The sequence below is a fragment of the Dokdonia donghaensis DSW-1 genome (assembly GCF_001653755.1).
GTDB lineage: Bacteria > Bacteroidota > Bacteroidia > Flavobacteriales > Flavobacteriaceae > Dokdonia > Dokdonia donghaensis.
The window spans coordinates 1,022,772-1,046,316 of the sequence record NZ_CP015125.1 but is presented as its reverse complement, the minus strand read 5'-3'; the positions used below and the strand labels follow the sequence as shown (position 1 = coordinate 1,046,316).

Genomic DNA, 23,545 nt, shown 5'->3' with positions numbered 1-23,545 from the left:
GTACTAATTAAATAATGATTTCTTCACCGTATCGTAGTAGCTATCACTTACTGGTATTCTTTTATCTCCTATAATAAGATCGCGTCCTTTTAAACCCGTGACTTTATCACCATTTACTATAAAAGACCTATGTACTCTTAAAAATGAGGTTGGTAAGGTTTTTATAAGTTTACTTAGTGACTGGTTTGCGATTATCTTTTTATCCGTTTCTAGATGGTAGTTTACATACTCGCTATCACTCTCGATGTAGCGTACTTCGTCTGGAACGATTTTATAAAGATCATATCCAGATTTTATGACCAGATGTGTAGGGTCTACTAGTACTTCTTGTGATGAAAACTTCTCTATTGCACTTAAAAACCTGTTAAAGGTAATGGGTTTGAGTAGGTAGTCTAGGGCATTAAGCTCAAAACCCTTTAATGCATACTCAGAGTATGCTGTTGTAAATATCACTTTACTTTTACTTGTAGCGATAATACTCGCAAATTCTGTTCCTTTGAGCTCGGGCATTTGTATATCTAAAAATATAAGATCAACAGGATTTTCTTTTATAAATGAAAGTGCATCTATTGGGTTTTGAAAAGAACCAATACTATTGAGATAGGTCACCTTTTCTACATAGGTTTCTAGTAGCGTTCTGGCTAGCTCTTCATCATCTATTATTATACAGCTTATGGTGCTCATTGTAAGTTTACTTTTAAAGCTACACTAAAGGTATCAGATTTTTTTACAGTAAGCTCGTGCTTTTGAGGGTATAAAATCTCCAGTCTCTTCTCTACATTTTGTAAACCTATACCACCGGCTCCGTCTGTAACAAGCGGTTTTGAAGGCATACTATTTTCTATATAAAAGTCTATGTAGTTTTCTTTCGCTTTAAGCGAAATAAATACGTAGTTACTACCTCCTAATTCTATCCCACTATGCTTGAAAGCGTTTTCTATAAAAGGAACAAATAGCATAGGTGCTACTTGTATATTTTCATTTGTGATATCTTGTTCAAAACGTATATTAAACTCTTTACTGCTTTTGAGTTTAAAGAGGGCTATGTAATGTTTTATATATTCTACTTCCTTTCCTAATGACACTACTGGACGCTCACAGTCATAGAGTACGTAACGCAACATTTGAGAGAGCGTGCTTATTCCTTCTTGCGTTTTATTTGAGTTGGTAACAGATAGTGCATAGATATTATTTAAGGCATTAAAGAGAAAGTGAGGGTTGATTTGCATTTTTAAAAATTTAAGCTCTGCTTCTTTTAGCTCTGCTTGAGCATATGCATAACTTTTTTCTTTTTCTTGAGCATAAATAAATGTCTCTAGTAAAATAGCTGTAACACTTGAGATAGTAAGGATTAATAAGTGTATAAAAAAACGAGAAGGCAACTTACCAGGAGCTCCTCCTTGAAGACCCATAGGTGGCGGTCTTCTAACAGGTGTAGGTGCAAACTCTGATGAGAGGTAAGCGCAGAGTATAACTACAGGTACTGTAGCAATTATAAAATAGAGATACTTCTTTTTAAACAAAAAGCGAGGCACTACATAGTATACTAGACCAAATAAAATCAACACTTGTAATACAAATGCGAGACCGTTATCTCTTATAAATATAGCATCGCGACCGCCAGATATCCAGAGCGTACTCCAGACTCCTAGCCATAATAATACCTGAGAAATATATCTTCCTAATAGATTCATAGCGCAAATAACGTAAATAAAAATTCATACAATCGCTGTTTTGAGGCAATTACAGCTATTGTTTTATCTCATTTATAGATAGAAATACGTCACTCGCAGAAAACCAAAGGTAACTGGCAGAAAACAGCCTATTTGCAATTAACTAATTGCCAACTTTGGAGTCAAATAAGCGTAACACAAAAACAATTATTATGAAAAAGATAAATTTTAAAATGAGCGCATTAGCGATTGTATTTACGCTAGGTATTGTATCAGTTTCTTGTGCTCAAGGGCAAAGAAATAATGACCGAAAAGAGCCGCCTACATTTGCACAATTACTTAAAGATATGGATGCAAATGAAGATAATAAGCTCGACAAGTCAGAAATAAAAGGACCACTTAAAGAGGCTTTTAAAGAAGTAGATACTAACGAAGATGGTTTTATCACAGAAAAGGAGTTCAAAAAAGCTCCAAAACCCAAAAGAAGAGAACCGAGAGGTAAGAAATAGTATATAAATTGTTTGATTGATGTTTGGTTAGGGAGCTCCATAAGAAATTATGGAGTTTCCTTTTTTTTTACTTATTCAACAATTAATCATCTGCTTTAAAAACCTGTGATACAGCTTTTAGGACCATTCACTTAAAACTAACTAGCATTCACAGAATATTAAAAAACAGCATATACAATGTCGGTACATTTATTAAACAAACCCTTTAAAAAGCAATTATGAAATTAACTCTCAAGAACAAATTAGCGACTTTTTCCTTATTAATATGCGGTGCAATTATAACACTAGTTGCCTGTAGTAATGACGACAGTGATGACACAAACGTAGATACCGATGGTAGTGAAATAACGGCAGAGCTACACGCAGCTTTTTCAGAATTTGATCAAGATAATGTCTCTGTACTTTTAAGTGGCTCTACCGTAACTTTAGAAAGTAATGGTTACCCAAACCACACCTCTCCCTATTGGTCTAATACGACAGAACGTACAGCTATAGATCCTATGGGTAATGTACTCGTAACACCAGCAGCAGATGAGAATCACCCACTCTTTGTAGAGCCTACTCTCACAACTTATGAGATGATGGCACCTGGTAATATAGATGATTTTAATGGTTCATACTCGCTCACCGTTTCTTCATCACCACAACTAGCAAGTACTACTACCGCTACAGGTCTTGGCCCTATAGGTATTGCTGTAAGTGGCGCTATGATTTATGATGATCAAGAAGGCCCTAACGTACCACTAGATGATGCCGTACCATCACTAGACTACACAGCAGCGCACACAGGTCCACAAAGCTACCATTATCACCTTGAGCCTAAAGCTTTTAGTAACAATGATGATAACCTGGTAGGGATTATAAGCGATGGTTTTTTTGTGTATGGTCGTATTTGTGCAAGTACCGGTAGCTATCCAGAAGATCTAGATGCATCTGGTGGGCATACATCAACCACACAACACACAGATCAAGAGGAATATCATTACCACATACAAGATGAGCTTTATCTTAACCAGTACTACATCATATTTCCTGGAGATTATCAAGGCACCCCAAATGCGATACTATAACCTAACACTCATAATATGCCTGTTCATTATAAGCTGTAACCGTAATACTGAGGCAAAAGTCACAAACGATACACCCTCAGCAAACTCAAAGTTTGAATTAGCCGTCACACTAAACGAGTTAAACCTCCACAAAGGGCTTTTCTATTATAAGGGAGAGCCTTTTACAGGGGTTGCAACAAGCATATATCTTGATGGAACTATCTCTGAGAAGACCGCTTTCGCGAAAGGAAAAAAACACGGTACACAAGAAAAGTATTTTCCAGACGGAACCTTAAGTTTTAAAGCAAATTATATAAACGGAGTACGTAACGGGCAAACTATCTCTTGGTGGAGTAATGGAAACAAAAGATCTATAGCAAATTATCAAAATGGCATTCCCCACGGCAAGCAATATCAATGGTATACAAGCGGCGTTAAGTTTAAGGTAATTACTCTTGTAAACGGTCAAGAAGAAGGGCTACAACAATCTTGGAGAGAAAACGGAAAAATTTATAACAACTATGAAGCAAAAAATGGAAGAATATTTGGGCTCAAAAGAGCAAATCTCTGCTTTCAGTTGGATGATGAGCAAGTGCAACTTGTGGAGCGCTAGTCTTATTATTATACTAAGCATCATAAGCTGTGCAGATACAAATACAGCCTCAAGTCGTGTAGAAATTCTGCCGTATTATAACGAAGCCACATTTACTCCATTATGGCTAGATGCATCTTATACCACTAGCGACACCTTACATAAAGTACCTCCATTTAAATTATATAACCAGTATAATGATACTATAACACAAGATACCTTTAAAGATAAAATATATGTGGCAGATTTCTTCTTTACATTCTGTACAGGCATATGTCCAAAAATGACAAAAAATATGGCTTCAATTCAGCAAGCCTTTATAGATGATCCAGAAATACTATTAATCTCACACTCTGTAACCCCTCAACACGACACAATCGAAGTGCTACAAGACTATGCAAGTCAAAACGGAGTTGTAAAAGATAAATGGCACCTTGTAACAGGATCAAGGGATGAAATATATGACCTAGGTAGAAATCAATACTTCATAGAGGAAGATTTAGGTCTCAATAAGACCGAAGATGAGTTTCTACACACTGAGAATTTTGTGCTTGTAGATAAAGACAAGCATATAAGAGGTATTTACAACGGTCTCAATGCAACATCTGTAGAGCAACTTATAGCAGATATAAATACTCTAAAAAAAGAAAAATAACCCAGCAAATCTATACTTATGAAACATTCTAAAATCTATCTAAGTGCCATTATTATCCTTTGTTTGGGAATGATGAGCTGCACATCTTGTTCTAATGATAACAATTCTAATCAGGATAGTGATAACAATAGTGACGAAATAGTTGTAAATGTGAACCCAGAAAATTTTACAACAAACGGTGTTAACTTAACCATTGTTCCCTGCACACTTTCAGATGGCACAAATACAGATTGCTATCAGATTATCACAAACAGTACTCCGTTTGACCACGAGATGGGGCCTTGGTGTCCAGATAATATAGCAGATGGAGCAGACGCGGGAGGGATCTGGTTAGAAAATGGCGAAGTTTATGATGTAGATGGCGCTTTTATAGAAAATATGGCAGCCTTTTATGAAGATGATAACTGGTTAATGTATGATGAAAATGGTGACATATACGTCACAGACACAGAACAAGATTGTATAAATGCAGCAAACCCTGCTGTGGGTGAAGAATATGAAAATTTTTGTGTAGAATGTTTACCTTCTTATATCACAGATATATCTCAAACATACCTAATACCTATAACTCCAGTATTACAAAATACTTCCACACTTTTTGCTACAGGCCCAGGAGGACCTCCTGGACAAAATAGTGCACCGTCTACGCGAGGTATCGCCCTTAACGGAGTTGAATTTTCTGCACCAGCACCAGTAGATAACATTTTAGGAGCTTATACATTAGCCCCATTTGATGATGCAGGAGGTCATATTAATGTACACCAAGGATATCACTATCACGCAGCAACGGGCATTAGCCTAAAAGTAGAACAAGAAGATGGTCACGACGCACTTATAGGATATGCGCTAGATGGACACGGAATCTATGAAAATAAAAATCAAGAAGGAATCGCTGCTTCAGGGCTTGATGAGTTGCGTGGTCATACAGATGATACAAGAGGATACCATTATCACGTAGACCAAGCTGGTAATAACAATTTTATAAACGGCCTCAAAGGAGCTTATGTTAACTAAATATTCTTATGAAAAAGTTTATCATTACAGCGCTGCTTATCCTAACAACGATAAGTAGTTACGCACACCAAACGGAAGCCTCTACAATCATTCTTGCAGAAAAAGAAAAGGGTGTATGGATTTTACAAATCAATGCTTCTCTCACTGCTTTCCAGCAAGAAGTACGACAAACCTATGCTAGCACGCCATATAAAACTCCAGAGGAGTTTAGAGAAATGGTCTTAAATCATATTACTCAGAATCTTAACCTAAGTTTTAATGAGAATCAAAATTACATCCTTACTGATGGTAAAGTGCAACTAGGTCACGAGACAAAGGTATTATTTACGTTAACTAGGGTGCCTTCTAATCTTGAGACTATAGACTTAACTAACACGCTATTTAAGAATATACATAACAGTAAGAGTGCTCTACTTATACTTAAAGAAGACTTTAAAAAAACAAAGTTTGTACTTAATAAAGATAATAATTACTCGCTATCGCTTTCGGTAACTGAAGATGAGTTTATAGATATAAATATTCAGAAAGCTTCGATGGGACCGGTATCATTTCTTTCTATACTTGCCCTCGTTATAGCTGTAGCTCTCCTAAGCAAGAAAGTATATAAACGCGCTTAGGCCTAAGAATAATAAAGCGTTAGTAATAAGAAATCCTCTTAGTATAAAACTAAGAGGATTTCTTTATTGTATAAATATGACGCATCAATTCTATCCTTTCACTTGAGAAAACACATAAAGCATCTCTGTTGCAATTTGTGTACTACGCTCTAGGTATTTTTCCTTTTGCTGTGGAGTGCCGTCATACACCTTAGGATCTTTAAATGTAAGAGGCACACGCTTTTCTGCACCGGCTACAAAGGGACATCCACCATCTGCTTGCGAGCAGGTCATTATTGCTGCAAAGCCTGCACTGGGGTTAAAAGTATCATCCAGCTTTTTTGAAAACCCTATAACAGGATGCTCATTTTCTGCAAACTTTATTGTGTAAACAGGGTTATCACCACTAGAAATAGTCTTTATTAAAAAACCTGTGTTTTCTAATGTTGTTGCAACTACCGGAAAAAGAGCTGTGCGCTCCGTTCCGCCAGAATAACTATATACCTTCTCTATCTCAAAATAGTAAGCCATAACCTGTGCCCACACTTGAGCGAGATGACTTCTTCTAGAGTTATGTGTACATATAAAATTGAGCCTTATAATCTCCTGCTGTGTGTGCTTTTCTTTAACAAACGCTACTAACGGTTCAAGGGTCTCCTTGCGCTCTTTTGTAATACTATGTATATCTAACCCCTCTATAAAATCATTGATCTTTGGGTATAGCGTTGACACTGTTGTGGACATATAAGTTTCTTTTAAAATGTGATTAACAACACGTACTATTAGGCCCACAACAAGAAGAGCCTGTCTCTGCAACCACCTCTACAGCAGGTGCTACACCAGGTATACCGCATTGATCTTTTGCTAGACAATCTGTTTGTTTTGTAGTAAGTAAAAAACTTGACCCATTAAATTCAAGACCATATTTACCTATAGTGCTCGCTTGATACTCTACTTCTATCTCGAGATCTTCTATACCTAATATCTTTTCCGAAAGCTCTATAATATTTACTAGCTTTTCTGGGTGGAGTCTATGGTCATAATCATCTGCGTTCCATAGTTGAAAGTTTACTACTTCTTCTTTACGTACGGTACCACCACAGTCTATAAAGTGCTTTGACACCTTACCTACTTCAGTCACGTGAAAATGACTTGGCACTAATTCTCCACTTGGTAGTTGGAAAGAAATTGTCTCCAACCCATTAAGTACATTTTTTACTTCTGACAGTTTCATAACTCTATTTGTTTATTGCGATTATACGATTAATGAGAATAATTTTTTTAACAACAATCTGTTGCGAGAATATCTTGATCTAAAAATTGCTGCATTACTTCTTTCATACGTCTCCAATTTTCTGAATTGACACAGTAGCAAACACTCGTCCCCTCTACATTACCTTTTATTAAACCTAAATTTTTGAGCTCCTTAAGGTGTTGTGAGATGGTAGGTTGTGCAAGCCCTATCTCATTTACAAGGTCGCCACATACACAACTATTTATTTTAAATAAATGCTGCAATATCGCCACGCGAGCAGGGTGACCAAACACTTTAGAAAAAAGTGAAATCTGGTTTTGCTCATCTGTAAACATTTCGGTTTTTGTTAATCCCATCTTACTATATTATTTGATTGCAATATTACGATTAATAAATAATACATACTCATTCTACTAAGTTAAAATTCCTTTTAGTGTATAATTTAATCGTGGCTTCCAGAAAACAACAAACTCAAATTAAACAATTATAGTTGGTAATAATTTGCAATAGCGTAAAATTTACGCCAAAATATTGCGAGTCTTATAATTATATCTATATTTGAGATATACAACTGGTAAACCAATTTGGAAAACCAGTTTAAAAAATTTAAATGCAAACAGTAATCATCCTACAATGTATGCTACAATGTATGCTACAATCTACACAATATAGGTATATCATTATCCTCTTATTTTGTGTAGTTAGTATCTCTTGCTCGTCTACAGATGAGGGAGATGATCCCCCTTTTACACCTACGCCACAAGTAGAAGACACACAAGGCACTACAGATGGTGAGACAGATACTAGCCAGTATGCCGCAATAGATTTTTCTAACTGGAAAATCACCCTTCCTGTAGATGAAAATAATAACGGAAGCCCAGATGAGTATCAGCCAGCACAACTAGTTGATTTTGGGTATCAAAACATAGAGGCAATAGCACCATTTATGTATGATGATATAGAGGATACCTCACTCGTTTTTCACGTGTACCCAGCATCATCTACAGCAAATAGCAGTTATTCTAGAACAGAGTTAAGAGAACTCATAAACCCTTCTAACTCCAGAGAAAACTGGACGCTTACCCAAGGTGGTACGCTCTCTGGAACTCTTAAAATGGAAGACATATCTCAAGATGGCAACCCAAGCAACGACTACCATCGCACTATTGTAATGCAAATACACGGCATCATATCTCAAGAAGATATGGAAACCCACGGCTTTAGTTCTAATAACGGCCCTCCTCTCTTAAAAATGTATTGGAAAGATGGATACATCTGGTCTCATAAAAAATCACTGGTAGATGAGAGCACAGAGGGTGATGCTTTACTAGACACCTCAAGCGATACTTGGGAGGATATAAAGGACAATATGGGTTATGTAGGGTTTGAACCTTTTACCTTGAGCATTACAGCCACTGAAGCCCGTTTAGAAATACAGCTCAACGATCAAAGTCCATTAATCTATGAAGACGTAAGTCTGGAGAAATGGCCTTTTGAAAACTACTTTAAAGCAGGCAATTATTTAACCAGTACAGACGCACAGGCATTTGCCACGCTTAAATACTATAATCTTGAGGTTACTCATTAATAGTACGCTTTCGCGAAAGCGCACTTAAAAATAACAACAATACTCCATTATGTATAAACATCTCATACTTCTTTGCTCACTCGTACTTTTGAGCGCCTGTAAAGAGGCATCGCTAGACGCAAGCCAGACCGTAGCCACCATAGACGAGCTCAACACAGCCATTAAAAATGCCCAACCTGGAGATCATATTGTACTTAAAAACGGTGTGTGGAAAGATGCTGCCATAAAATTTTATGGTGAGGGTACAGAAGCAAATCCCATTTCTCTTACAGCCGAAACTCCAGGTGAGGTTACCTTAGAGGGCAACTCTTCACTCAAGCTAGGAGGATCTTACTTGCACGTGAGTGGTTTACATTTTAAAAATGGATTTACGACAGAAAAAGCGGTAATACGTTATAAAATAAATGACACAACAATTGCATACCATTCTCGTGTTACAGATTGTGTAATAGAAGATTTTACAAACCCAGATCGTGATAGTAAAAACCACTGGATAGAGCTATGGGGGCAACACAACAGTTTTGACCATAATTATGTGACTGGAAAAACAAACCAAGGCCCTACCCTACGTGTGATGCTCAAGGGTAATGAAAATGTAAACACCTATCACCAGATTAAAGACAACCATTTTGGCCCGCGCCCTAGAAAAGGAGGTCCACGTGCAGAGACACTACAACTGGGAGACAGCTACACCTCTATGACTCCAGGATATGTAAATGTAGAGCACAATTATTTTGAACGTTGTAATGGTGAGGTAGAGATTATCTCTAGTAAGAGTAACTACAATACATTTAAAAACAATGTATTTTTTGAATCTGAGGGTTCACTGGTATTGAGACACGGTAATTATGCTACTATAGATGGAAACGTATTTATAGGTAATGACAATTCAGAATTTATAGGTGGTATACGTGTTATAAACACGGGCCACTGGATTGTAAATAACTACTTCTATAACCTAAAGGGTAACGAGTTTAGAGCGCCGCTTGCCGTAATGAATGGTATCCCAAAATCTCCACTTAATCGCTATAACCAAGTGACAGATGTTGTGGTTGCACATAACTCTTTTATAAACTCAAAGACCCCTTGGCATTTTGGTGTAGGTGCAAATTTGAGTCAGGCAGAGGTGTTACCCGCTTCAGAGATTAGGTCTGCAAGAGCAGAGCGTATGGTAGTAGCAAATAATCTTATATATACAGATGCGCCTACTGCCAGTGTGGTAAAAACATATGACTCTATCACAGGAGTGACTTTTAAGAGCAACTTTATAAATGTAAAAAACACGAGCGATTATAAGACAGATGGTATCATCACAAAAACGCTAGAACTGTCGGAAGGTGACAACTTATTTGCTGCACCTCAAGGAGCGCAAAATGAACTTCACAATGGCTTTGATTTTGACCGTATAGATCAAGATTTATTAGGCAACAGCCGTGATAAGTCTAACCGTGCAGGGGCTATTGTTTCGGTATCAAGTAATCATCAAGAATTGCTAGATCTCTCAAACTACGGGACCTCGTGGTTTAACACCAGACCAGCGCAAAAAACCCCAGAAACAATAACAGTTTCGACAGAAGCACAACTTGCAGAGGCTATAAAGAATGCGAGCCAAGGCACTACCATAACTATAACACCTGGCACATATGAGGTAGATGGTAATTACGCTTTCGCGAAAGCGGTAACCCTACAATCTACAGCAACGACTAACAGACCAGTGATTACTTTTAAAAACGCTACCAAAGGCTTTGAACTACAACCCAGAGCAAAGCTTAAGCTATCAAACATTATACTTAAGGGTGATAAAGGTACAGACGCATTTGCAACCCTAGAAAAAGGGATGGGCCAGGCATATGAATTATGGCTAGATAATGTTGAGATAGATGGTTTTAAAAGTGTGTTAGAAACTAGTAAAGCTTCGTTTGCAGATACAATCTCAATTAAAAATAGCATCATAAAAAACACTGCAAGAGGTATCCAACTTAATAAGGAAACTAATGACAAAGGAGATTATAACGCGGCTTTTGTTTTTGTAGAGGATAACAACTTTACAAACGTAGGGATGAATGTGCTAGACTACTACCGTGGTGGTTATGACGAGTCTACTATAGGCGGTAGCCTTGTCGTGCGTGGCAATACATTTACACAATGTGGCGCTCAAGAGAAGAGTAATATTTTATTAAAAACAAGAGGGATCGTAAACGTAACTCTTGCCGAAAATACCTTTACAAATAACCCTATAAAGACCATCGCAGTACTGTGGGGTGAAAAAGGACAAGAACCTGTGGATAATAAGACTTCAAACTCTGGAGAGATCAAAGTAGTGCAAAACTTAAAACTTAAGTTAGTTTACTAATGTTGCAGCATTTTAAAAAATATGGGATTCAGCTATGCTTCTTATTATTTACCCTATCAGGATATGCACAGCATATTCCTTCTGAGCAGGTAATTGCTATAGATGAACTATTCCCATATCTCAAAACGAGTGTACAAGACGATCTAGGAGAAGTTTCTCAAGCGGGTCTCGCTCTACATTTTAGAACTGTTTTTGCCTCTCGTTATTTTTATGACTGGCACGAGACAGACACGCGTTTTGAAGAGTACAAACGTCTTTACCCAAAGATGGAGAAATATCACACGGCTAGAGCTCAAGATCACCTAGATAAATTTGATGATAGCACGTTTTGGAAATTACCTTTTAACTATAAAAATGGAACTCCTATTAATGCATATGGTTTAAGACACCTTGCTAGGCAACATAAAATGGTAGACATTGCCTTTTTATACCGCTATGAGAATAAAAACCCATCTTACATAGACTATTACACATCGCAACTAGCATCTCTTAATAATGCTTTAATTACTAGTAGTTTTGAAACCATAAATGATGGTAATGGCGTGTATGAGTCTTTTAGATCTGGTTATCGCATTTTAAACTGGCTTCAAATACATAATGGATATCTGGGAGAAGCAGCATACACAGACAAGAATCAACTTACTACTATAGCCACACTACTTCAACACGCAGCACATTTATATAAAAACAATAAAGAGTTTAAAGCTGGCAATCACCAGACCAGAGGTCTTTCTGCACTGGCTATGCTTGCTATAATATTAAATGACTTTAAAGATGCAGATGTGTGGTATACACACGCTATGTCACTTCTGGAAGAGCATCTTAAAAGAGAGATTAATGAAGATGGGTTTCAGTTTGAACGTACTATACATTACCACCAGAGCGATATAGACAACTATTTTTATGTGTACCAATTGGCCCAAAAAAGTAATATGCCCGTAAGTACACTATGGGAAGACAAGCTCAAATCATTATTTACAACGCTCACTAAAGTTGCTTATCCAGACGGAAGCGCTCCTGTACTCTCTGATGATACAGATACGCCTTGGGCAGAAAAAAATGACATCTCGGGCTCACTTACACTGGGGTATTTATTATTTGACGACCCAGCAATGGGATATTTTGCAAAGCAAGCAGTACAACCTAAATATTTATGGTACCTAAGCCGTAATCAACTTGAGGGCTTAAAATCTATAAAAGCTACGCCACCAGAAACAAAGTCATATGCTTTTACAGACACAGGTTATTATATAATGAGAGAGGGCTGGAAACCCAGTAACAAAATGCTCATAATAGCTGCAGGTCTTGATAAAGACAAGCCAGACCACCAGCACGGAGATATGCTAGGTATACAAGCAATGGCAAATGAGCACGTAATTTTACCTAATTACCAAGTACGCTACTCTCTAGATGACCTAGAGCTATTTAAAAATAGTGAAGTAAAAAATGTTGCACTTGTAGACAATATACTTCAAGGTAAAGACTACACATCTAATAAAGGAGGAAGTGGTTTTGGTAAATTTAAAAGTCTTCCAGAACCTAAGGTGCTGGGGTGGCTCTCTAACGAATCTATAGATCTCTTTATAGGCAGCCACGATGGCTTTGAGGAAAAAGGGGTTACATACACAAGACAAGTAATCTCTGTAGAAGATGATTTTTGGATCGTGAAAGATAATTTTTACGCTAAAGAAGCACATACCTATAAGCAACAATGGCAAGGTCACTACACCACAGAAAATGGTGCCGAACTCTTACGTTCTAATTTTTCTAACGGAAGCGGTCTAGATATTTACCAACTCAATAAGGTGGATCGTGTAACTACTTCTGGAAAAAGAGGAAAACAGTGGTCTACTATTTCTAAAGAAGGAGAAGCTTCATACAGTTTTATTACTGTACTTTATCCTTATAGTACTTACGACACCCGCATACTAGAAACTGAGAAAAACCCTTCTTTAAAAGGGTGGTCCCTTCATAATGGGAGCTCAAAAATGCTATTTAAAGGAAATAGCTCCATTTACTTTAATATTTCAAAAGCGGTTGTTGACACAGTAAATATTGAAATTCCCGAAGGAGGAGATATAATGACTCAAGTAAACAATCAAGAATTAACCATCACGCTACTAAGTGGCAAAAAAGTAGCGATTATTGTCACTCAAGATGGTATTGATACAAACTACACATTACAACCTGCAGCAGCAGTAACTTATAAGATAAAGTAACTATTTATGACACACTTTAAACACTTAAAAAAAGCTATACAGCTCATTGCAATTGTAATGGTTGCTCTTTCTTGTAAAAATCAAGATCAAACTACTACACCAAGTGACTTAGAAAGTAATGCAGATCACCCTAAACTAATGCTTACCTCAAAAAGTGTAGATGATATAAAAAGTGCATTAGGGAGTGTCCCATTATTTGACAAATCACTTGAGCGAGCAAAGCAAGAAGTAGATGCGGCAATGGCAGAAGGTATACAAGTGCCCATACCAAAAGATATGGCTGGTGGCTACACCCATACGCAACACAAAAAAAATTATGCCGCTTTACAAAAAGCAGGTGCCCTGTTTCAAATTACAGGTGATACTAAATATGCAGCGTTTACCAGAGATGTATTACTAGCATATGCAAAGATGTACAAGTCACTACCTCGTCACCCGCAAGAACGCTCATATGCCCGCGGAAAAATCTTTTGGCAATGTCTTAATGATGCAAACTGGCTGGTATATATGAGTCAGGCGTATGACGGTATAAGAGGATGGATCACAGAAGAAGAACGACAGACCTTAGATAATGAATTATTTCGTCCCTTTGCAGATTTTCTATCTATAGAAACACCACAGTTTTTTAATAGAGTACATAATCATAGTACTTGGGGAACTGTAGCTGTAGGGATGATAGGCTTAGTGATGAATGATGATGAGCTAGTAGATAGAGCGCTATTCGGAATAAAGGACGATGGCATAGATAGTGCAGCTCTCGACAATGATGGCGGGACTATAAAAAAAGAAGGACAAAAGTCTGGATTTTTGGCAAATCTAGATGAGCCATTTTCGCCAGATGGATATTATACAGAGGGTCCTTACTACCAACGTTATGCGATGTATCCATTCTTAGCTTTCGCGCAAGCGTTAGAAACAAAAAAACCAGAGCTCAAGATATTTGAATACAACGGCGGTGTACTCATTAAAGCGGTAGATGCCCTATTAAACCTTACAGATGCAGATGGTGAATTCTTCCCTCTTAATGATGGACAAAAGGGAATGTCATACCAAACGGCGTCCCTTGTTTCTGCAGTAGATATTGCATACTACTACGGTAATCAAGACCCAAGACTACTATCTGTCGCACTACAACAAGATAATGTACAGCTAGATGCCACAGGTCTTGCAGTTGCTCAAGGCATACATCAAGGCAAAGCACAACCTTTTATAAAAGAGTCTATGCTCTTACGTGACGGAGCAAAAGGTGATGAAGGCGGTGTAGCTATATTACGTGCAAATTATGAGGGCGGCACAATGGCACTTGTTATGAAGAATGCTGCTCACGGGTTAAGTCACGGTCACTTTGATAAATTATCGTACTCCCTATATGAAGATGGTGAAGAGGTTTTACAAGATTATGGCCTGGCGCGTTTTGTAAATGTAGAGCAAAAAAATGGTGGAGGATATCTTAAAGAAAATACGAGTTGGGCAAAACAAACAATAGCTCACAACACCATCGTACAAGATGAAACCTCTCATTACAAAGGTATATTTAAAGAAAGTTCAAAACATCACCCAGAGGTGACCACTTTTGAAACAAGCGACCCAAACATTCAGGTTGTAAGTGCGGTAGAGGCAAATGCCTACCCCGGCACAGAGTTTACTCGTACTATGATGATGGTAACGCTAGACCATCATAAAAAACCGTTGCTTATAGATATTCTTAACGTGACCAGTGATAGCAATCACAAATATGACCTTCCACTCTATTATAAAGGGCAGGTAGTAGCGACAAACCTTGATTTAAACACTCCACCACAACTCAGCCCTCTAGGCACAAAAGCAGGTTACCAGCATATCTGGAAAGAGGCTACAGGCATCCCTAGTACAGAAAACACACAGTTTACCTGGCTAGATAACAAGAAGTTTTACTCGGCAACTGTTCTCACAGAGGGTAAAGACCAGTTCATTCTTGGTCGTGTAGGGGCGAGTGACCCAGAGTTTAATTTACGTCGCGACCCTATGCTTATACATCGTCGCAACAATATGAAGAATGGTCTTTTTGTGCAAGTAATAGAGTCTCACGGCACGTATAACCCAGTGACCGAAAAAGCAGAAAATGCCTATGCAGCTATTCAAAATATTAAATCACTAGCGTCACCTCAAGGGTATACAGCCCTCGAGCTTACCTTACAAAACAAAGACCGCTATGCAGTGATTGTGGTAGATTCCGCTTTCGCGAAAGCGCAACACAAACTAGAATTATCTAACAGTACATACACCTGGAAGGGTACATATTATTTCAAACAACTTAAAAATTAAACATTATGGAATCATTTGGATCAAGTAAAGAATTTATACAAGGCGCAGACATTGAGTGGGAAGTAGTAGGTGAAGGCGTAAAACGCAAAATAATGGGCTATGACGATAAGATTATGCTCGTAAAGGTACATTTTGAAAAAGGAGGAATAGGACCTATGCACGAGCACTACCATTCTCAAGTAACTTATGTAGAGAGTGGATCTTTTGATGTTACCATAGACGGAAAGACTCAGACCCTTAAAGCTGGAGATTCTTTTTACATTCCGCCACACGATTTACACGGAGCTATTTGTACTGAAGCAGGGGTACTTATTGACGTTTTCTCACCAATACGCGAAGATTTTATGGAATAGTTAATATTTTAACACTCTTTTTTTTGCATTAACAATTTATTATCATCATATTTGGTTTTCCAAAGTGGTAAACCAGTTTGGAAAACCAATAAAAAAAGGACAGCTGCGACACTGTCCTTAATAATCACTTCTGGTAGGAAGTATAAATAAACTTAGAAAGTCTATTTGCTGTAAAAGTAGTAAAACGCATACAGAACCTATAGCACTTAATGTTTTTCTGAGGATTATTTAAAAAACAAATTAATTAAATCTTAAATCATTAATTATGAATGTAAAAACTAAGTTTTCCTTAGCCTTTTTTCTTTTATGTGGTGTATTGCTTTTTGGGCAAGACGCATATATTATAAAAGGTACCGTAGTCTCGGAGGAAGACAATGCTCCTATTCCTGGAGTTAGTGTAATTGTACAAGGTTCTCAAAACGGAGTCTCAACAGATTTTGATGGTAATTACCAGCTGTCTGTATCGGTTGGTGATGTCTTACAGTACTCGTATGTAGGCTTTGCTTCTAAGATTGTCCCTATTACTGGGCAAACTGAAGCAAACGTGAGTCTTAAAGTAGATGCAAATGCTCTTGAAGAGGTAGTTGTAATAGGTTATGGTACACAATCTAGAACAAAAATTACTGGAGCTGTAGGTAAAGTAAAAAATGAAGATCTAGACCAGATAGCTGTAGGTACGGCAAACGAAGCCCTCGTAGGTCAAGTTGCCGGTCTTAATATACAGGCTACGGAAGGCGAAGCTGGATCTAATGCTACAATAAACATTAGAGGTGTAGGATCTATTGCTGGAGACAGCGGGCCTCTTCTTGTAGTAGATGGCGTAGTTCTCGATGCAGACTTCCTAAACACGGTAGATGTAAACGACATAGACTCTGTAGAAGTTCTTAAAGATGCAGCATCTGCTGCTATTTATGGTTCTAGAGCTTCTGGTGGGGTTATTATAATAACTACTAAACAAGGTAAAGAAGGTAAAACGGTTTTTAGTTACAACACCTTTACTGGTTTTAAAGAAGCAAGACAAAGTGATGCTTATGATATAAGCGTAGCAGCATCTCACGCTAGAGAGCTTGCAAATACTGGAGAACTTTCTCTAAGGTCTCAATATAGAGAGCTTTTAGGTATAGATGAGTCTTGGCAAGATCGCATTTTTGATGGTGGACAGATAGAAAGTCACTCACTGAGCGCAAGAGGTGGAAGTGAGAAAACAAAATTCAACACCTCACTTTCTTATGTACACGATGAGGGAGTACTTATTACAGATGACTTTAAGAAATATAACTTTAGACTTAAAGTAGATACTAAAGTAAATGACAACTTCTCTTTTGGGGCTAACCTTGCTCCTTCTTATACAAATAGAAGACGTTTTGATGGATCTACTCACGATATTTTAAGGCAACAGCCGTGGTTACCTATTTTTCACGATGCAAACTCTATTCAATATGTAGATCGCAACGTGTATCCAGATGTACAAATAGGTGATTATGCTAGAGAACGTCACTTTGATAACTATGATCTCTTTGGAGATGGAAGTGAGCTAGTAGATATAAGTACTACAAGTAATCAAAACCCCGCTGCAAAAGTATTAGAGAGAGATCGTACAGATAAGCAGTTTAGAATGTATGGTAACTTTTATGGAAAGTACAAGATTGCAGAAGGATTAAACTTTAAAGCTACTCTAGGTGGTGATTACCAGTCAAGAAAGCAACGTCGTTACCAAGGAGTAGAAGCTAGCCGTAACGGTGCATCTGCCGCACAACTAGATTTAGACAACTTCGAGCGTATACATATCCTTACTGAAGCATTACTTACTTATGACAAGTCTTTTGGCTCGCATAACTTAAGTGCACTTTTAGGAGCCTCTGCAGAGAAGTGGGATCGTGAATACTCATCTGTTGCTGTAAACGGGTTTTCAAATGATCTTATACAAACTCTCGGTGGTGGAACAACTGTTATAGAAAATGTATCATATAATACTGAAGAGCGTTTACTTTCATTTTTTGGACGTGTAAACTATTCTTATGAAGATAAATATCTTGCCTCTGTAAGTTTAAGAGCAGATGGACACTCTTCTTTTGGAGTAAATAACAAATATGGTTACTTCCCAGCGGTATCATTAGGTTGGAACCTTGCGAGAGAAGATTTCCTTAGCGAAAGTGATGTAATAAGTAACTTAAAACTTAGAGCTAGTTACGGTTTTACAGGTAACAAAGACTTAAGCCTAGGTAGCGGTCTTATTTCTGATAATATTGAACTATACCCATCACTACAATTATACGGACCAAATTCTAGTGTCTTTAACAATGAGGTAGTTAATGGTCTTGCTCCTATAAACGTTGCAAACCCAGATTTACAGTGGGAACGCTCAAGCGAGGCAAACGTCGCTGTAGACTTTGGCCTTTTCCAAGGGAGAATCTCTGGATCTATTGATGCTTATAACAAGACATCAGACCAGTTATTACTTAATGTACCAGTTTCTACAACTACAGGATTTAGTCAAGCACTTGCAAATAGAGGTGAAGTGGTAAATAAGGGTATAGAGATTGAGTTACGTACACGTAACATTACAAATGAAAACTTTACTTGGAATACGACTATACTAGCTTCTACAAATAAGAATGAACTAACTGACTTTGCTGGAGCAAGTGGACTTATTACAAATGTAGATAGTAAACGTGCTGCTGAGTGGATTACACTTGAAGGACAGCCTATCTCTTCTTTTTATGGTTATGTAGTGGATAGAGATATCCCGCTTGAATTTATAAATGATCCTTATGCAGTAGTAGGTGGTGAAGCACAAGATGTTTATGTAAAAGATTTAAATGGTGATGGACTTATAGACGATGAGGATAAAACAATCATAGGTGATCCATTCCCAGATCTCATCTGGAGTGTTGCAAATGATTTCCAAATAGGTGATGTAGATTTTAGCTTCACACTACAAGGAAGCTGGGGTGCAGAGGTAAGAAACATTGCAGACCAGTATATCTTTAATCAATTTAGTAGTCGTGAGGATTTCAATACTGAAACAACTCCAGATCAACAATTCATTAAAGAGAAAATTTTTACTGATGATATTATTTCTGACGCATCATACGTAGCACTACGTACATTGAGCCTTGGATATACATTTGATAAAGATCTTATCTCACGTGTAGGTTTATCTCGTGCTCGTGTATATGCTTCAGGGCAAAACTTAATGTACATCACTGCAGATGGTTACACGGGATGGAACCCAGAATCATACCAAAGTGAAGGAGCTCTCAATGTAGGATACCAACGTGGAGGATCGCCTATCGCTCGAACAATTTCGCTAGGAGTTAATTTAGAATTTTAAGAAAGACAACTATGAAAACATTTAAAAGATTATTGATGTTATTGATCGTAGTGAGCACTGTCTCTTGCGGCGATGACTTTTTAGAGCCAGTACCAACAGCGGTACTTGTGGGTGAGACATTCCCAAATAATGCAGAAGAGCTTGAATCTGTTTTAGTATCAGTTTATGACGCACTACAAGGTGTTAATAGCCTTGAGCTTACAGATGCAAGTCTTAATCACGCACAACAAATTGAGTTCTATGTAACAGAGATGCTCAGTGACAACACAAGATCAAAAAGTGGTGAAGGTGAAGCTGGTCAATTTGACAACTTTACAGTACAACCTACTAATGGTTTTGTATTTGATTACTACCGTAGTATGTATGATATTATTACGAAAGCTAATCTAGTTTTAGATAATATCGACTTAGCTGGAGAGGATGCTGCAACTATAGAAGGGGAAGCTAGATTCTTAAGAGGCCTAGCTTATTTTAACTTAGTACGTTCTTATGGAGATGTACCTCTTATAGATGGTCCTATACTTATCTCTGATTCTGAAGCGCAATTTACAAGAATAGCTACAAGTGACATCTACGCTTTCATAATTGAAGATTTTCAAAATGCAATCGGTTCTCTAGATGTTACGAGTACTCCTAACAGAGCTTCGAAAGCTGCTGCACAAGGTATGCTCGCAAAAGTATATTTAACACAAGGAACTAATTATGGTGAAGCTCAAGGTTTACTTGAAGACATCATAAATAGTGAGCAATATGCCCTTGAAGCAGATTTTAGAGATGTATTCTTTAATGAGGCAAATGGTGAAAACATTTTTACTGTAGGTTATGTAGCCAGCAACTCTCTTGAAAGTCAAAACTTCTCTGCAGAAATGCTTAACGGGGTAGGTCGTACAAGTGGAGTAAACTATGTGACAGATGAGGCTATTGCAGCTCTAGATGAATTTGGTGGAGATAGAGCACAATACTCAAAGCGAGTAGATGCACAACAACCTACACAAACTCAAGTAGTAAAGTGGATTCCTAATGGCGATGCAGATTTAGGTATTGCAGAAACGAGTAGTGACCCTACGAGTGCGGGTAATGACTGGATTATATTGCGTTATGCAGATGTGCTTTTAATGCACGTAGAGGCTATACTAGCTGGTGGTGCTCAGACTACCTCGTCTAATGCTCTTGCATCTTTTCAAGAAATTAGAGATAGAGCTGGACTAGCAGATGATCCAGATAATCCAGATGATGATGCAAATACAGTAACTGTAATTACAAGAGATGATTTACTTGTCGAGAGACGTGTAGAACTTGCCTTTGAAAATCACAGAATACACGATTTAAGAAGATTTGGGGTAGCTCAAGATGTTCTTACTGCATTCTCAAATGCAAATGGACATAGCTTTAGCGCTACAGATTTATTATTACCTATTCCTCAGTTTGAAATTAACCTTAGTAATGGGTTATTATCACAAAACCCTGGGTACTAATCTAAAAAAATAATAAGATGAAATATTTTTTAAAAACAAGCAAGATTGCCCTTTTACTTTTAGGGATGGTGGCGGCCATTTCTTGTGAAAATGAATTAGACCTTCCTGAGGCAGGAAGTCAAGAAGATACAACACCACCAGAAGCAAACTTTATTGCTACGGTTGATATAAATAATTTTGCACTTTACAACTTTGCAAATTTATCTACTAGTGCCACTACGTACTCTTGGGATTATGGTGATGGAAACACCTCTACAGAAGTAGACGGACAAAATGAATATGCAGCAGAAGGAACTTATACTATAACACTTACGGCATCTGATGCCTTAGGAGTAGTGAGTACTTTTTCTGATACAATAGAGGTAATCGAACCAGAAGAGCCAGAAGCTATTATTCCAGTAATTATAGAACCTAGCTTTGAAGACAATACCCTTCCAGATGGAACTGGTGATGGTCGTGACTCGTGGCGTAACTCAGACTTAGGTGGGGTGATTCAAATCAACACAAGTAGTACTGTACCAGAAGGTGGCCAGGCAGCAAAACTGCCAAGTGATGCCTCTAGAATAGGATATCAAGAACTTACAGTTACACCAAATACAGATTACAGAATTACATATTCTTACAGAATAGAAGATCCAGGAGGGTCTGCAACAGTATCTGTTTTACCTGGTGGTGGTTATGTAGATCGCGCTACTGCAGAAGCATCTGCAATAGTTGAGTTTACAGGATCTGATGAAAGTTACACATTAGTTACACTTGATTTTAATTCAGGTGCAGATAGTACAGTAAGTATATTCTTTTATAACGCAGGTGTAGAAGCACGTATAGATAACTTTACGGCGGCATTACAATAATATATATTTTGAAGAAAGCCACATTTTTCATATTACTATTACTTTCTACCACGCTGTCTTTTGGACAGCTGGTAGAAAGCAGTGGTAATAACACAAACGAATTACTAAAAGAAACGAAAAAGAAGAAAAAGAAACGAAAAAAATATAAACTACCAGATATAGACCTAAACAACTGGAAGGTTACAATCCCTATAGGTGATCCTAAAGTAATTGAAGTAAGCCCTCCAGAAATTTTAGACTATGCAACAAATAAAACTTTAAAGCCCTATATGTACAATGATAGTACCCGAGGGGCTATTGTTTTTCACGCCTACCCTAGTAAAACTACCAGAAATACAAAATACTCCAGATCTGAATTAAGAGAACAAATGGTCTCTGGAGAAAATAATGTAAACTGGACCTTTGAACAAGGCGGTAATATGAAAGTCAAGATGGCTATGGATGCTGTCTCAAGAGCAGAAAATGGCAAATACCACAAAGTAATTATTGCACAAATACACGGCAGACTTACTAATGAGCAAAGAGACAGAATAGGTCAGAAGGATAATAATGCACCACCTATTTTAAAAGTATACTGGCAAAATGGTAAAATAAGAGTTAAAACTAAGGTTTTAAAAAGTCAAAATGTGATCGATGATGCCATATTACTTGACGAAGCCTGGGATGATGATAAAGGGTATACTTTTAAACAAAAAGTAGGCTTTGGAAAATTCACATTAGAGGTAGATGTAGAAAATGGTAAAATGGTAGTATCGTTAAATAACCAAGAGTTTGCAGTTTATGACAGCACATCTATAAAAAGATGGAATATCTTTGAAAATTATTTCAAGGTAGGCAACTATTTACAAACAAGAGACGAAGGAGCCTTTGCAAAAGTACGAGTCTATAAGCTTGATGTAAGCCACTAGTTTAAAATACACTAAAGTCTTATATTACAGTTACTCCCGTATAGTAAAGGTATAACTATAAAGTAAAAAATATGAATCTAGACATACGTACAAAATCTGAAAACGCTGAGGTCGAAAAGTCTATAATTGCTCAAATCAAAGAGTTAATCAATTATAAGAACCTCGAGCCTGGAGATAAACTTCCTTCAGAGCGTATGCTTTCAGAAAAGTTTGAAGTATCTCGAGGCAATGTGAGAAGCGCTATTCAAAAACTTGAATTTTACGGTTTACTTAAATCTATTCCTCAGAGTGGTACGTTTGTAGCAAACATAGGTGTGATTGCTATGAATGGTATTATAGATGACATTTTAAGTCTAGAGACTCCACACTTTAAATCACTAGTAGAAACTAGAATTTTATTAGAACTTAAAACCGCACGTCTAGCAGCAATGCGCCGCACAGATGAAGATCTCAAAGCAATGCGATCTGCACTTGATGCATATACCGAGAAAGTGCTTAACGGAGAAGATGCCGTACAAGAAGATTTACTCTTTCACCTAGCAATTGCAAAAGCTTCTAGAAACAGTACAATGAACACTTTTATGCTTATGATCACACCAGAGATTATCACAAATTTTGAAAAATATCACGTGTGTGATAGCACAATGGCACAAACCAGTATAGGAGAACACGAGCGTATTTATGAAGCCATACGAGACCAAAAAACAAAGGTTGCAAAACAAATGATGAAAGAGCACTTTAAAGCACTATATCAATACTGTTACGATCTATAGTTTATGAGTATATACGCTTTCGCGAAAGCTTAAAAACAATC

At 37.4% G+C, this 23,545-nt stretch carries 21 protein-coding genes; 16 read left to right on the top strand and 5 right to left on the bottom strand.

Features of this window, described 5'->3' with window-relative positions; translation table 11 throughout:
- Nucleotides 1-3 precede the first annotated feature (3 nt).
- A complete protein-coding gene (locus I597_RS04550; RefSeq protein WP_035326910.1) occupies nucleotides 4-684 on the bottom strand; it encodes a LytR/AlgR family response regulator transcription factor in 681 nt (226 codons plus the stop codon).
- Nucleotides 681-1,694 carry a sensor histidine kinase gene (locus I597_RS04545; RefSeq protein ID WP_035326907.1) on the bottom strand — a complete coding sequence of 338 codons (1,014 nt, stop codon included), beginning with the start codon at nucleotides 1,692-1,694 and terminating at the stop codon, nucleotides 681-683. The genes I597_RS04550 and I597_RS04545 overlap by 4 nt, the downstream gene beginning before the upstream one ends.
- Before the next feature lie 191 nt (nucleotides 1,695-1,885).
- Between I597_RS04545 and I597_RS04540 the strand changes: the two genes are divergently transcribed.
- The 6 genes from I597_RS04540 to I597_RS04515 all read left to right on the top strand — a co-directional run bounded on the left by I597_RS04540 (nucleotide 1,886) and on the right by I597_RS04515 (nucleotide 6,109).
- Nucleotides 1,886-2,182, top strand: a complete 297-nt coding sequence (locus I597_RS04540) for an EF-hand domain-containing protein (protein WP_035326904.1) — start codon at nucleotides 1,886-1,888, stop codon at nucleotides 2,180-2,182.
- 218 nt (nucleotides 2,183-2,400) lie between these two features.
- Nucleotides 2,401-3,252, top strand: coding sequence for a YHYH protein (locus I597_RS04535; RefSeq protein ID WP_035326901.1), 852 nt, complete (start codon nucleotides 2,401-2,403; stop codon nucleotides 3,250-3,252).
- On the top strand, nucleotides 3,239-3,844 hold the full coding sequence (locus I597_RS04530; protein WP_035326898.1) for a toxin-antitoxin system YwqK family antitoxin: 606 nt from the start codon (nucleotides 3,239-3,241) through the stop codon (nucleotides 3,842-3,844). Before I597_RS04535 ends, I597_RS04530 begins: the two co-directional genes overlap by 14 nt.
- Nucleotides 3,813-4,478: an SCO family protein gene (locus tag I597_RS04525; protein ID WP_201771778.1), complete on the top strand. Its 666-nt coding sequence runs from the start codon at nucleotides 3,813-3,815 to the stop codon at nucleotides 4,476-4,478. Before I597_RS04530 ends, I597_RS04525 begins: the two co-directional genes overlap by 32 nt.
- Nucleotides 4,479-4,496: 18 nt before the next feature.
- Entirely contained in the window at nucleotides 4,497-5,492 is a 996-nt protein-coding gene (locus I597_RS04520) for a YHYH protein (protein WP_035326892.1), read from the top strand.
- 8 nt (nucleotides 5,493-5,500) lie between these two features.
- The gene (locus I597_RS04515) at nucleotides 5,501-6,109 is read left to right on the top strand and encodes a hypothetical protein (protein ID WP_035326889.1); all 609 of its coding nucleotides are present in this window, start codon (nucleotides 5,501-5,503) and stop codon (nucleotides 6,107-6,109) included.
- A 90-nt stretch (nucleotides 6,110-6,199) separates the two neighbouring features.
- Here the strand turns inward: I597_RS04515 and I597_RS04510 are convergent, their stop codons facing one another.
- From I597_RS04510 to I597_RS04500, 3 genes are read right to left on the bottom strand one after another with little or no spacing between them, the layout of a single operon-like run.
- Complete coding sequence (locus I597_RS04510; RefSeq protein WP_035326886.1) at nucleotides 6,200-6,832, bottom strand: arsenate-mycothiol transferase ArsC; 633 nt, start codon at nucleotides 6,830-6,832, stop codon at nucleotides 6,200-6,202.
- A gap of 22 nt (nucleotides 6,833-6,854) precedes the next feature.
- The gene (locus tag I597_RS04505; RefSeq protein ID WP_035326882.1) at nucleotides 6,855-7,322 is read right to left on the bottom strand and encodes a DUF6428 family protein; all 468 of its coding nucleotides are present in this window, start codon (nucleotides 7,320-7,322) and stop codon (nucleotides 6,855-6,857) included.
- 47 nt (nucleotides 7,323-7,369) lie between these two features.
- Nucleotides 7,370-7,699 (bottom strand): ArsR/SmtB family transcription factor, encoded by a 330-nt coding sequence (locus I597_RS04500; RefSeq protein WP_035326880.1) that lies wholly within the window; start codon nucleotides 7,697-7,699, stop codon nucleotides 7,370-7,372.
- 254 nt (nucleotides 7,700-7,953) lie between these two features.
- On the opposite strand from I597_RS04500, the gene I597_RS04495 reads away from it, so the two are divergent.
- The 10 genes from I597_RS04495 to I597_RS04450 all read left to right on the top strand — a co-directional run bounded on the left by I597_RS04495 (nucleotide 7,954) and on the right by I597_RS04450 (nucleotide 23,504).
- Nucleotides 7,954-8,931, top strand: a complete 978-nt coding sequence (locus I597_RS04495; RefSeq protein WP_236626650.1) for a polysaccharide lyase family 7 protein — start codon at nucleotides 7,954-7,956, stop codon at nucleotides 8,929-8,931.
- A 49-nt stretch (nucleotides 8,932-8,980) separates the two neighbouring features.
- Nucleotides 8,981-11,284: a chondroitinase-B domain-containing protein gene (locus I597_RS04490; protein ID WP_035326874.1), complete on the top strand. Its 2,304-nt coding sequence runs from the start codon at nucleotides 8,981-8,983 to the stop codon at nucleotides 11,282-11,284.
- Entirely contained in the window at nucleotides 11,284-13,503 is a 2,220-nt protein-coding gene (locus tag I597_RS04485; RefSeq protein WP_052111902.1) for a heparinase II/III family protein, read from the top strand. The genes I597_RS04490 and I597_RS04485 overlap by 1 nt, the downstream gene beginning before the upstream one ends.
- A gap of 6 nt (nucleotides 13,504-13,509) precedes the next feature.
- Nucleotides 13,510-15,807, top strand: coding sequence for an alginate lyase family protein (locus I597_RS04480; RefSeq protein WP_035326872.1), 2,298 nt, complete (start codon nucleotides 13,510-13,512; stop codon nucleotides 15,805-15,807).
- A gap of 5 nt (nucleotides 15,808-15,812) precedes the next feature.
- Nucleotides 15,813-16,160 carry a cupin domain-containing protein gene (locus tag I597_RS04475; protein ID WP_035326869.1) on the top strand — a complete coding sequence of 116 codons (348 nt, stop codon included), beginning with the start codon at nucleotides 15,813-15,815 and terminating at the stop codon, nucleotides 16,158-16,160.
- 265 nt (nucleotides 16,161-16,425) lie between these two features.
- The gene (locus I597_RS04470; protein ID WP_035326866.1) at nucleotides 16,426-19,494 is read left to right on the top strand and encodes a SusC/RagA family TonB-linked outer membrane protein; all 3,069 of its coding nucleotides are present in this window, start codon (nucleotides 16,426-16,428) and stop codon (nucleotides 19,492-19,494) included.
- 11 nt (nucleotides 19,495-19,505) lie between these two features.
- Nucleotides 19,506-20,969: a RagB/SusD family nutrient uptake outer membrane protein gene (locus I597_RS04465; protein ID WP_035326863.1), complete on the top strand. Its 1,464-nt coding sequence runs from the start codon at nucleotides 19,506-19,508 to the stop codon at nucleotides 20,967-20,969.
- A gap of 17 nt (nucleotides 20,970-20,986) precedes the next feature.
- Nucleotides 20,987-21,823 carry a PKD domain-containing protein gene (locus tag I597_RS04460; RefSeq protein ID WP_035326860.1) on the top strand — a complete coding sequence of 279 codons (837 nt, stop codon included), beginning with the start codon at nucleotides 20,987-20,989 and terminating at the stop codon, nucleotides 21,821-21,823.
- Between the two features lie 5 nt (nucleotides 21,824-21,828).
- On the top strand, nucleotides 21,829-22,731 hold the full coding sequence (locus I597_RS04455; RefSeq protein ID WP_035326857.1) for a polysaccharide lyase family 7 protein: 903 nt from the start codon (nucleotides 21,829-21,831) through the stop codon (nucleotides 22,729-22,731).
- A gap of 71 nt (nucleotides 22,732-22,802) precedes the next feature.
- Nucleotides 22,803-23,504 (top strand): FadR/GntR family transcriptional regulator, encoded by a 702-nt coding sequence (locus I597_RS04450; protein ID WP_035326854.1) that lies wholly within the window; start codon nucleotides 22,803-22,805, stop codon nucleotides 23,502-23,504.
- Nucleotides 23,505-23,545: the final 41 nt, after the last annotated feature.

Coding starts and splice junctions, on each gene's coding strand:
- I597_RS04495 (WP_236626650.1), top strand. CDS start 7,954: ATGCAAACAGTAATCATCCTACAATGTATGCTACAATGTATGCTACAA.
- I597_RS04545 (WP_035326907.1), bottom strand. CDS start 1,694: ATGAATCTATTAGGAAGATATATTTCTCAGGTATTATTATGGCTAGGA.
- I597_RS04530 (WP_035326898.1), top strand. CDS start 3,239: ATGCGATACTATAACCTAACACTCATAATATGCCTGTTCATTATAAGC.
- I597_RS04540 (WP_035326904.1), top strand. CDS start 1,886: ATGAAAAAGATAAATTTTAAAATGAGCGCATTAGCGATTGTATTTACG.
- I597_RS04515 (WP_035326889.1), top strand. CDS start 5,501: ATGAAAAAGTTTATCATTACAGCGCTGCTTATCCTAACAACGATAAGT.
- I597_RS04525 (WP_201771778.1), top strand. CDS start 3,813: ATGATGAGCAAGTGCAACTTGTGGAGCGCTAGTCTTATTATTATACTA.
- I597_RS04500 (WP_035326880.1), bottom strand. CDS start 7,699: ATGGGATTAACAAAAACCGAAATGTTTACAGATGAGCAAAACCAGATT.
- I597_RS04480 (WP_035326872.1), top strand. CDS start 13,510: ATGACACACTTTAAACACTTAAAAAAAGCTATACAGCTCATTGCAATT.
- I597_RS04550 (WP_035326910.1), bottom strand. CDS start 684: ATGAGCACCATAAGCTGTATAATAATAGATGATGAAGAGCTAGCCAGA.
- I597_RS04520 (WP_035326892.1), top strand. CDS start 4,497: ATGAAACATTCTAAAATCTATCTAAGTGCCATTATTATCCTTTGTTTG.
- I597_RS04505 (WP_035326882.1), bottom strand. CDS start 7,322: ATGAAACTGTCAGAAGTAAAAAATGTACTTAATGGGTTGGAGACAATT.
- I597_RS04450 (WP_035326854.1), top strand. CDS start 22,803: ATGAATCTAGACATACGTACAAAATCTGAAAACGCTGAGGTCGAAAAG.
- I597_RS04465 (WP_035326863.1), top strand. CDS start 19,506: ATGAAAACATTTAAAAGATTATTGATGTTATTGATCGTAGTGAGCACT.
- I597_RS04510 (WP_035326886.1), bottom strand. CDS start 6,832: ATGTCCACAACAGTGTCAACGCTATACCCAAAGATCAATGATTTTATA.
- I597_RS04485 (WP_052111902.1), top strand. CDS start 11,284: ATGTTGCAGCATTTTAAAAAATATGGGATTCAGCTATGCTTCTTATTA.
- I597_RS04475 (WP_035326869.1), top strand. CDS start 15,813: ATGGAATCATTTGGATCAAGTAAAGAATTTATACAAGGCGCAGACATT.
- I597_RS04470 (WP_035326866.1), top strand. CDS start 16,426: ATGAATGTAAAAACTAAGTTTTCCTTAGCCTTTTTTCTTTTATGTGGT.
- I597_RS04535 (WP_035326901.1), top strand. CDS start 2,401: ATGAAATTAACTCTCAAGAACAAATTAGCGACTTTTTCCTTATTAATA.
- I597_RS04460 (WP_035326860.1), top strand. CDS start 20,987: ATGAAATATTTTTTAAAAACAAGCAAGATTGCCCTTTTACTTTTAGGG.
- I597_RS04490 (WP_035326874.1), top strand. CDS start 8,981: ATGTATAAACATCTCATACTTCTTTGCTCACTCGTACTTTTGAGCGCC.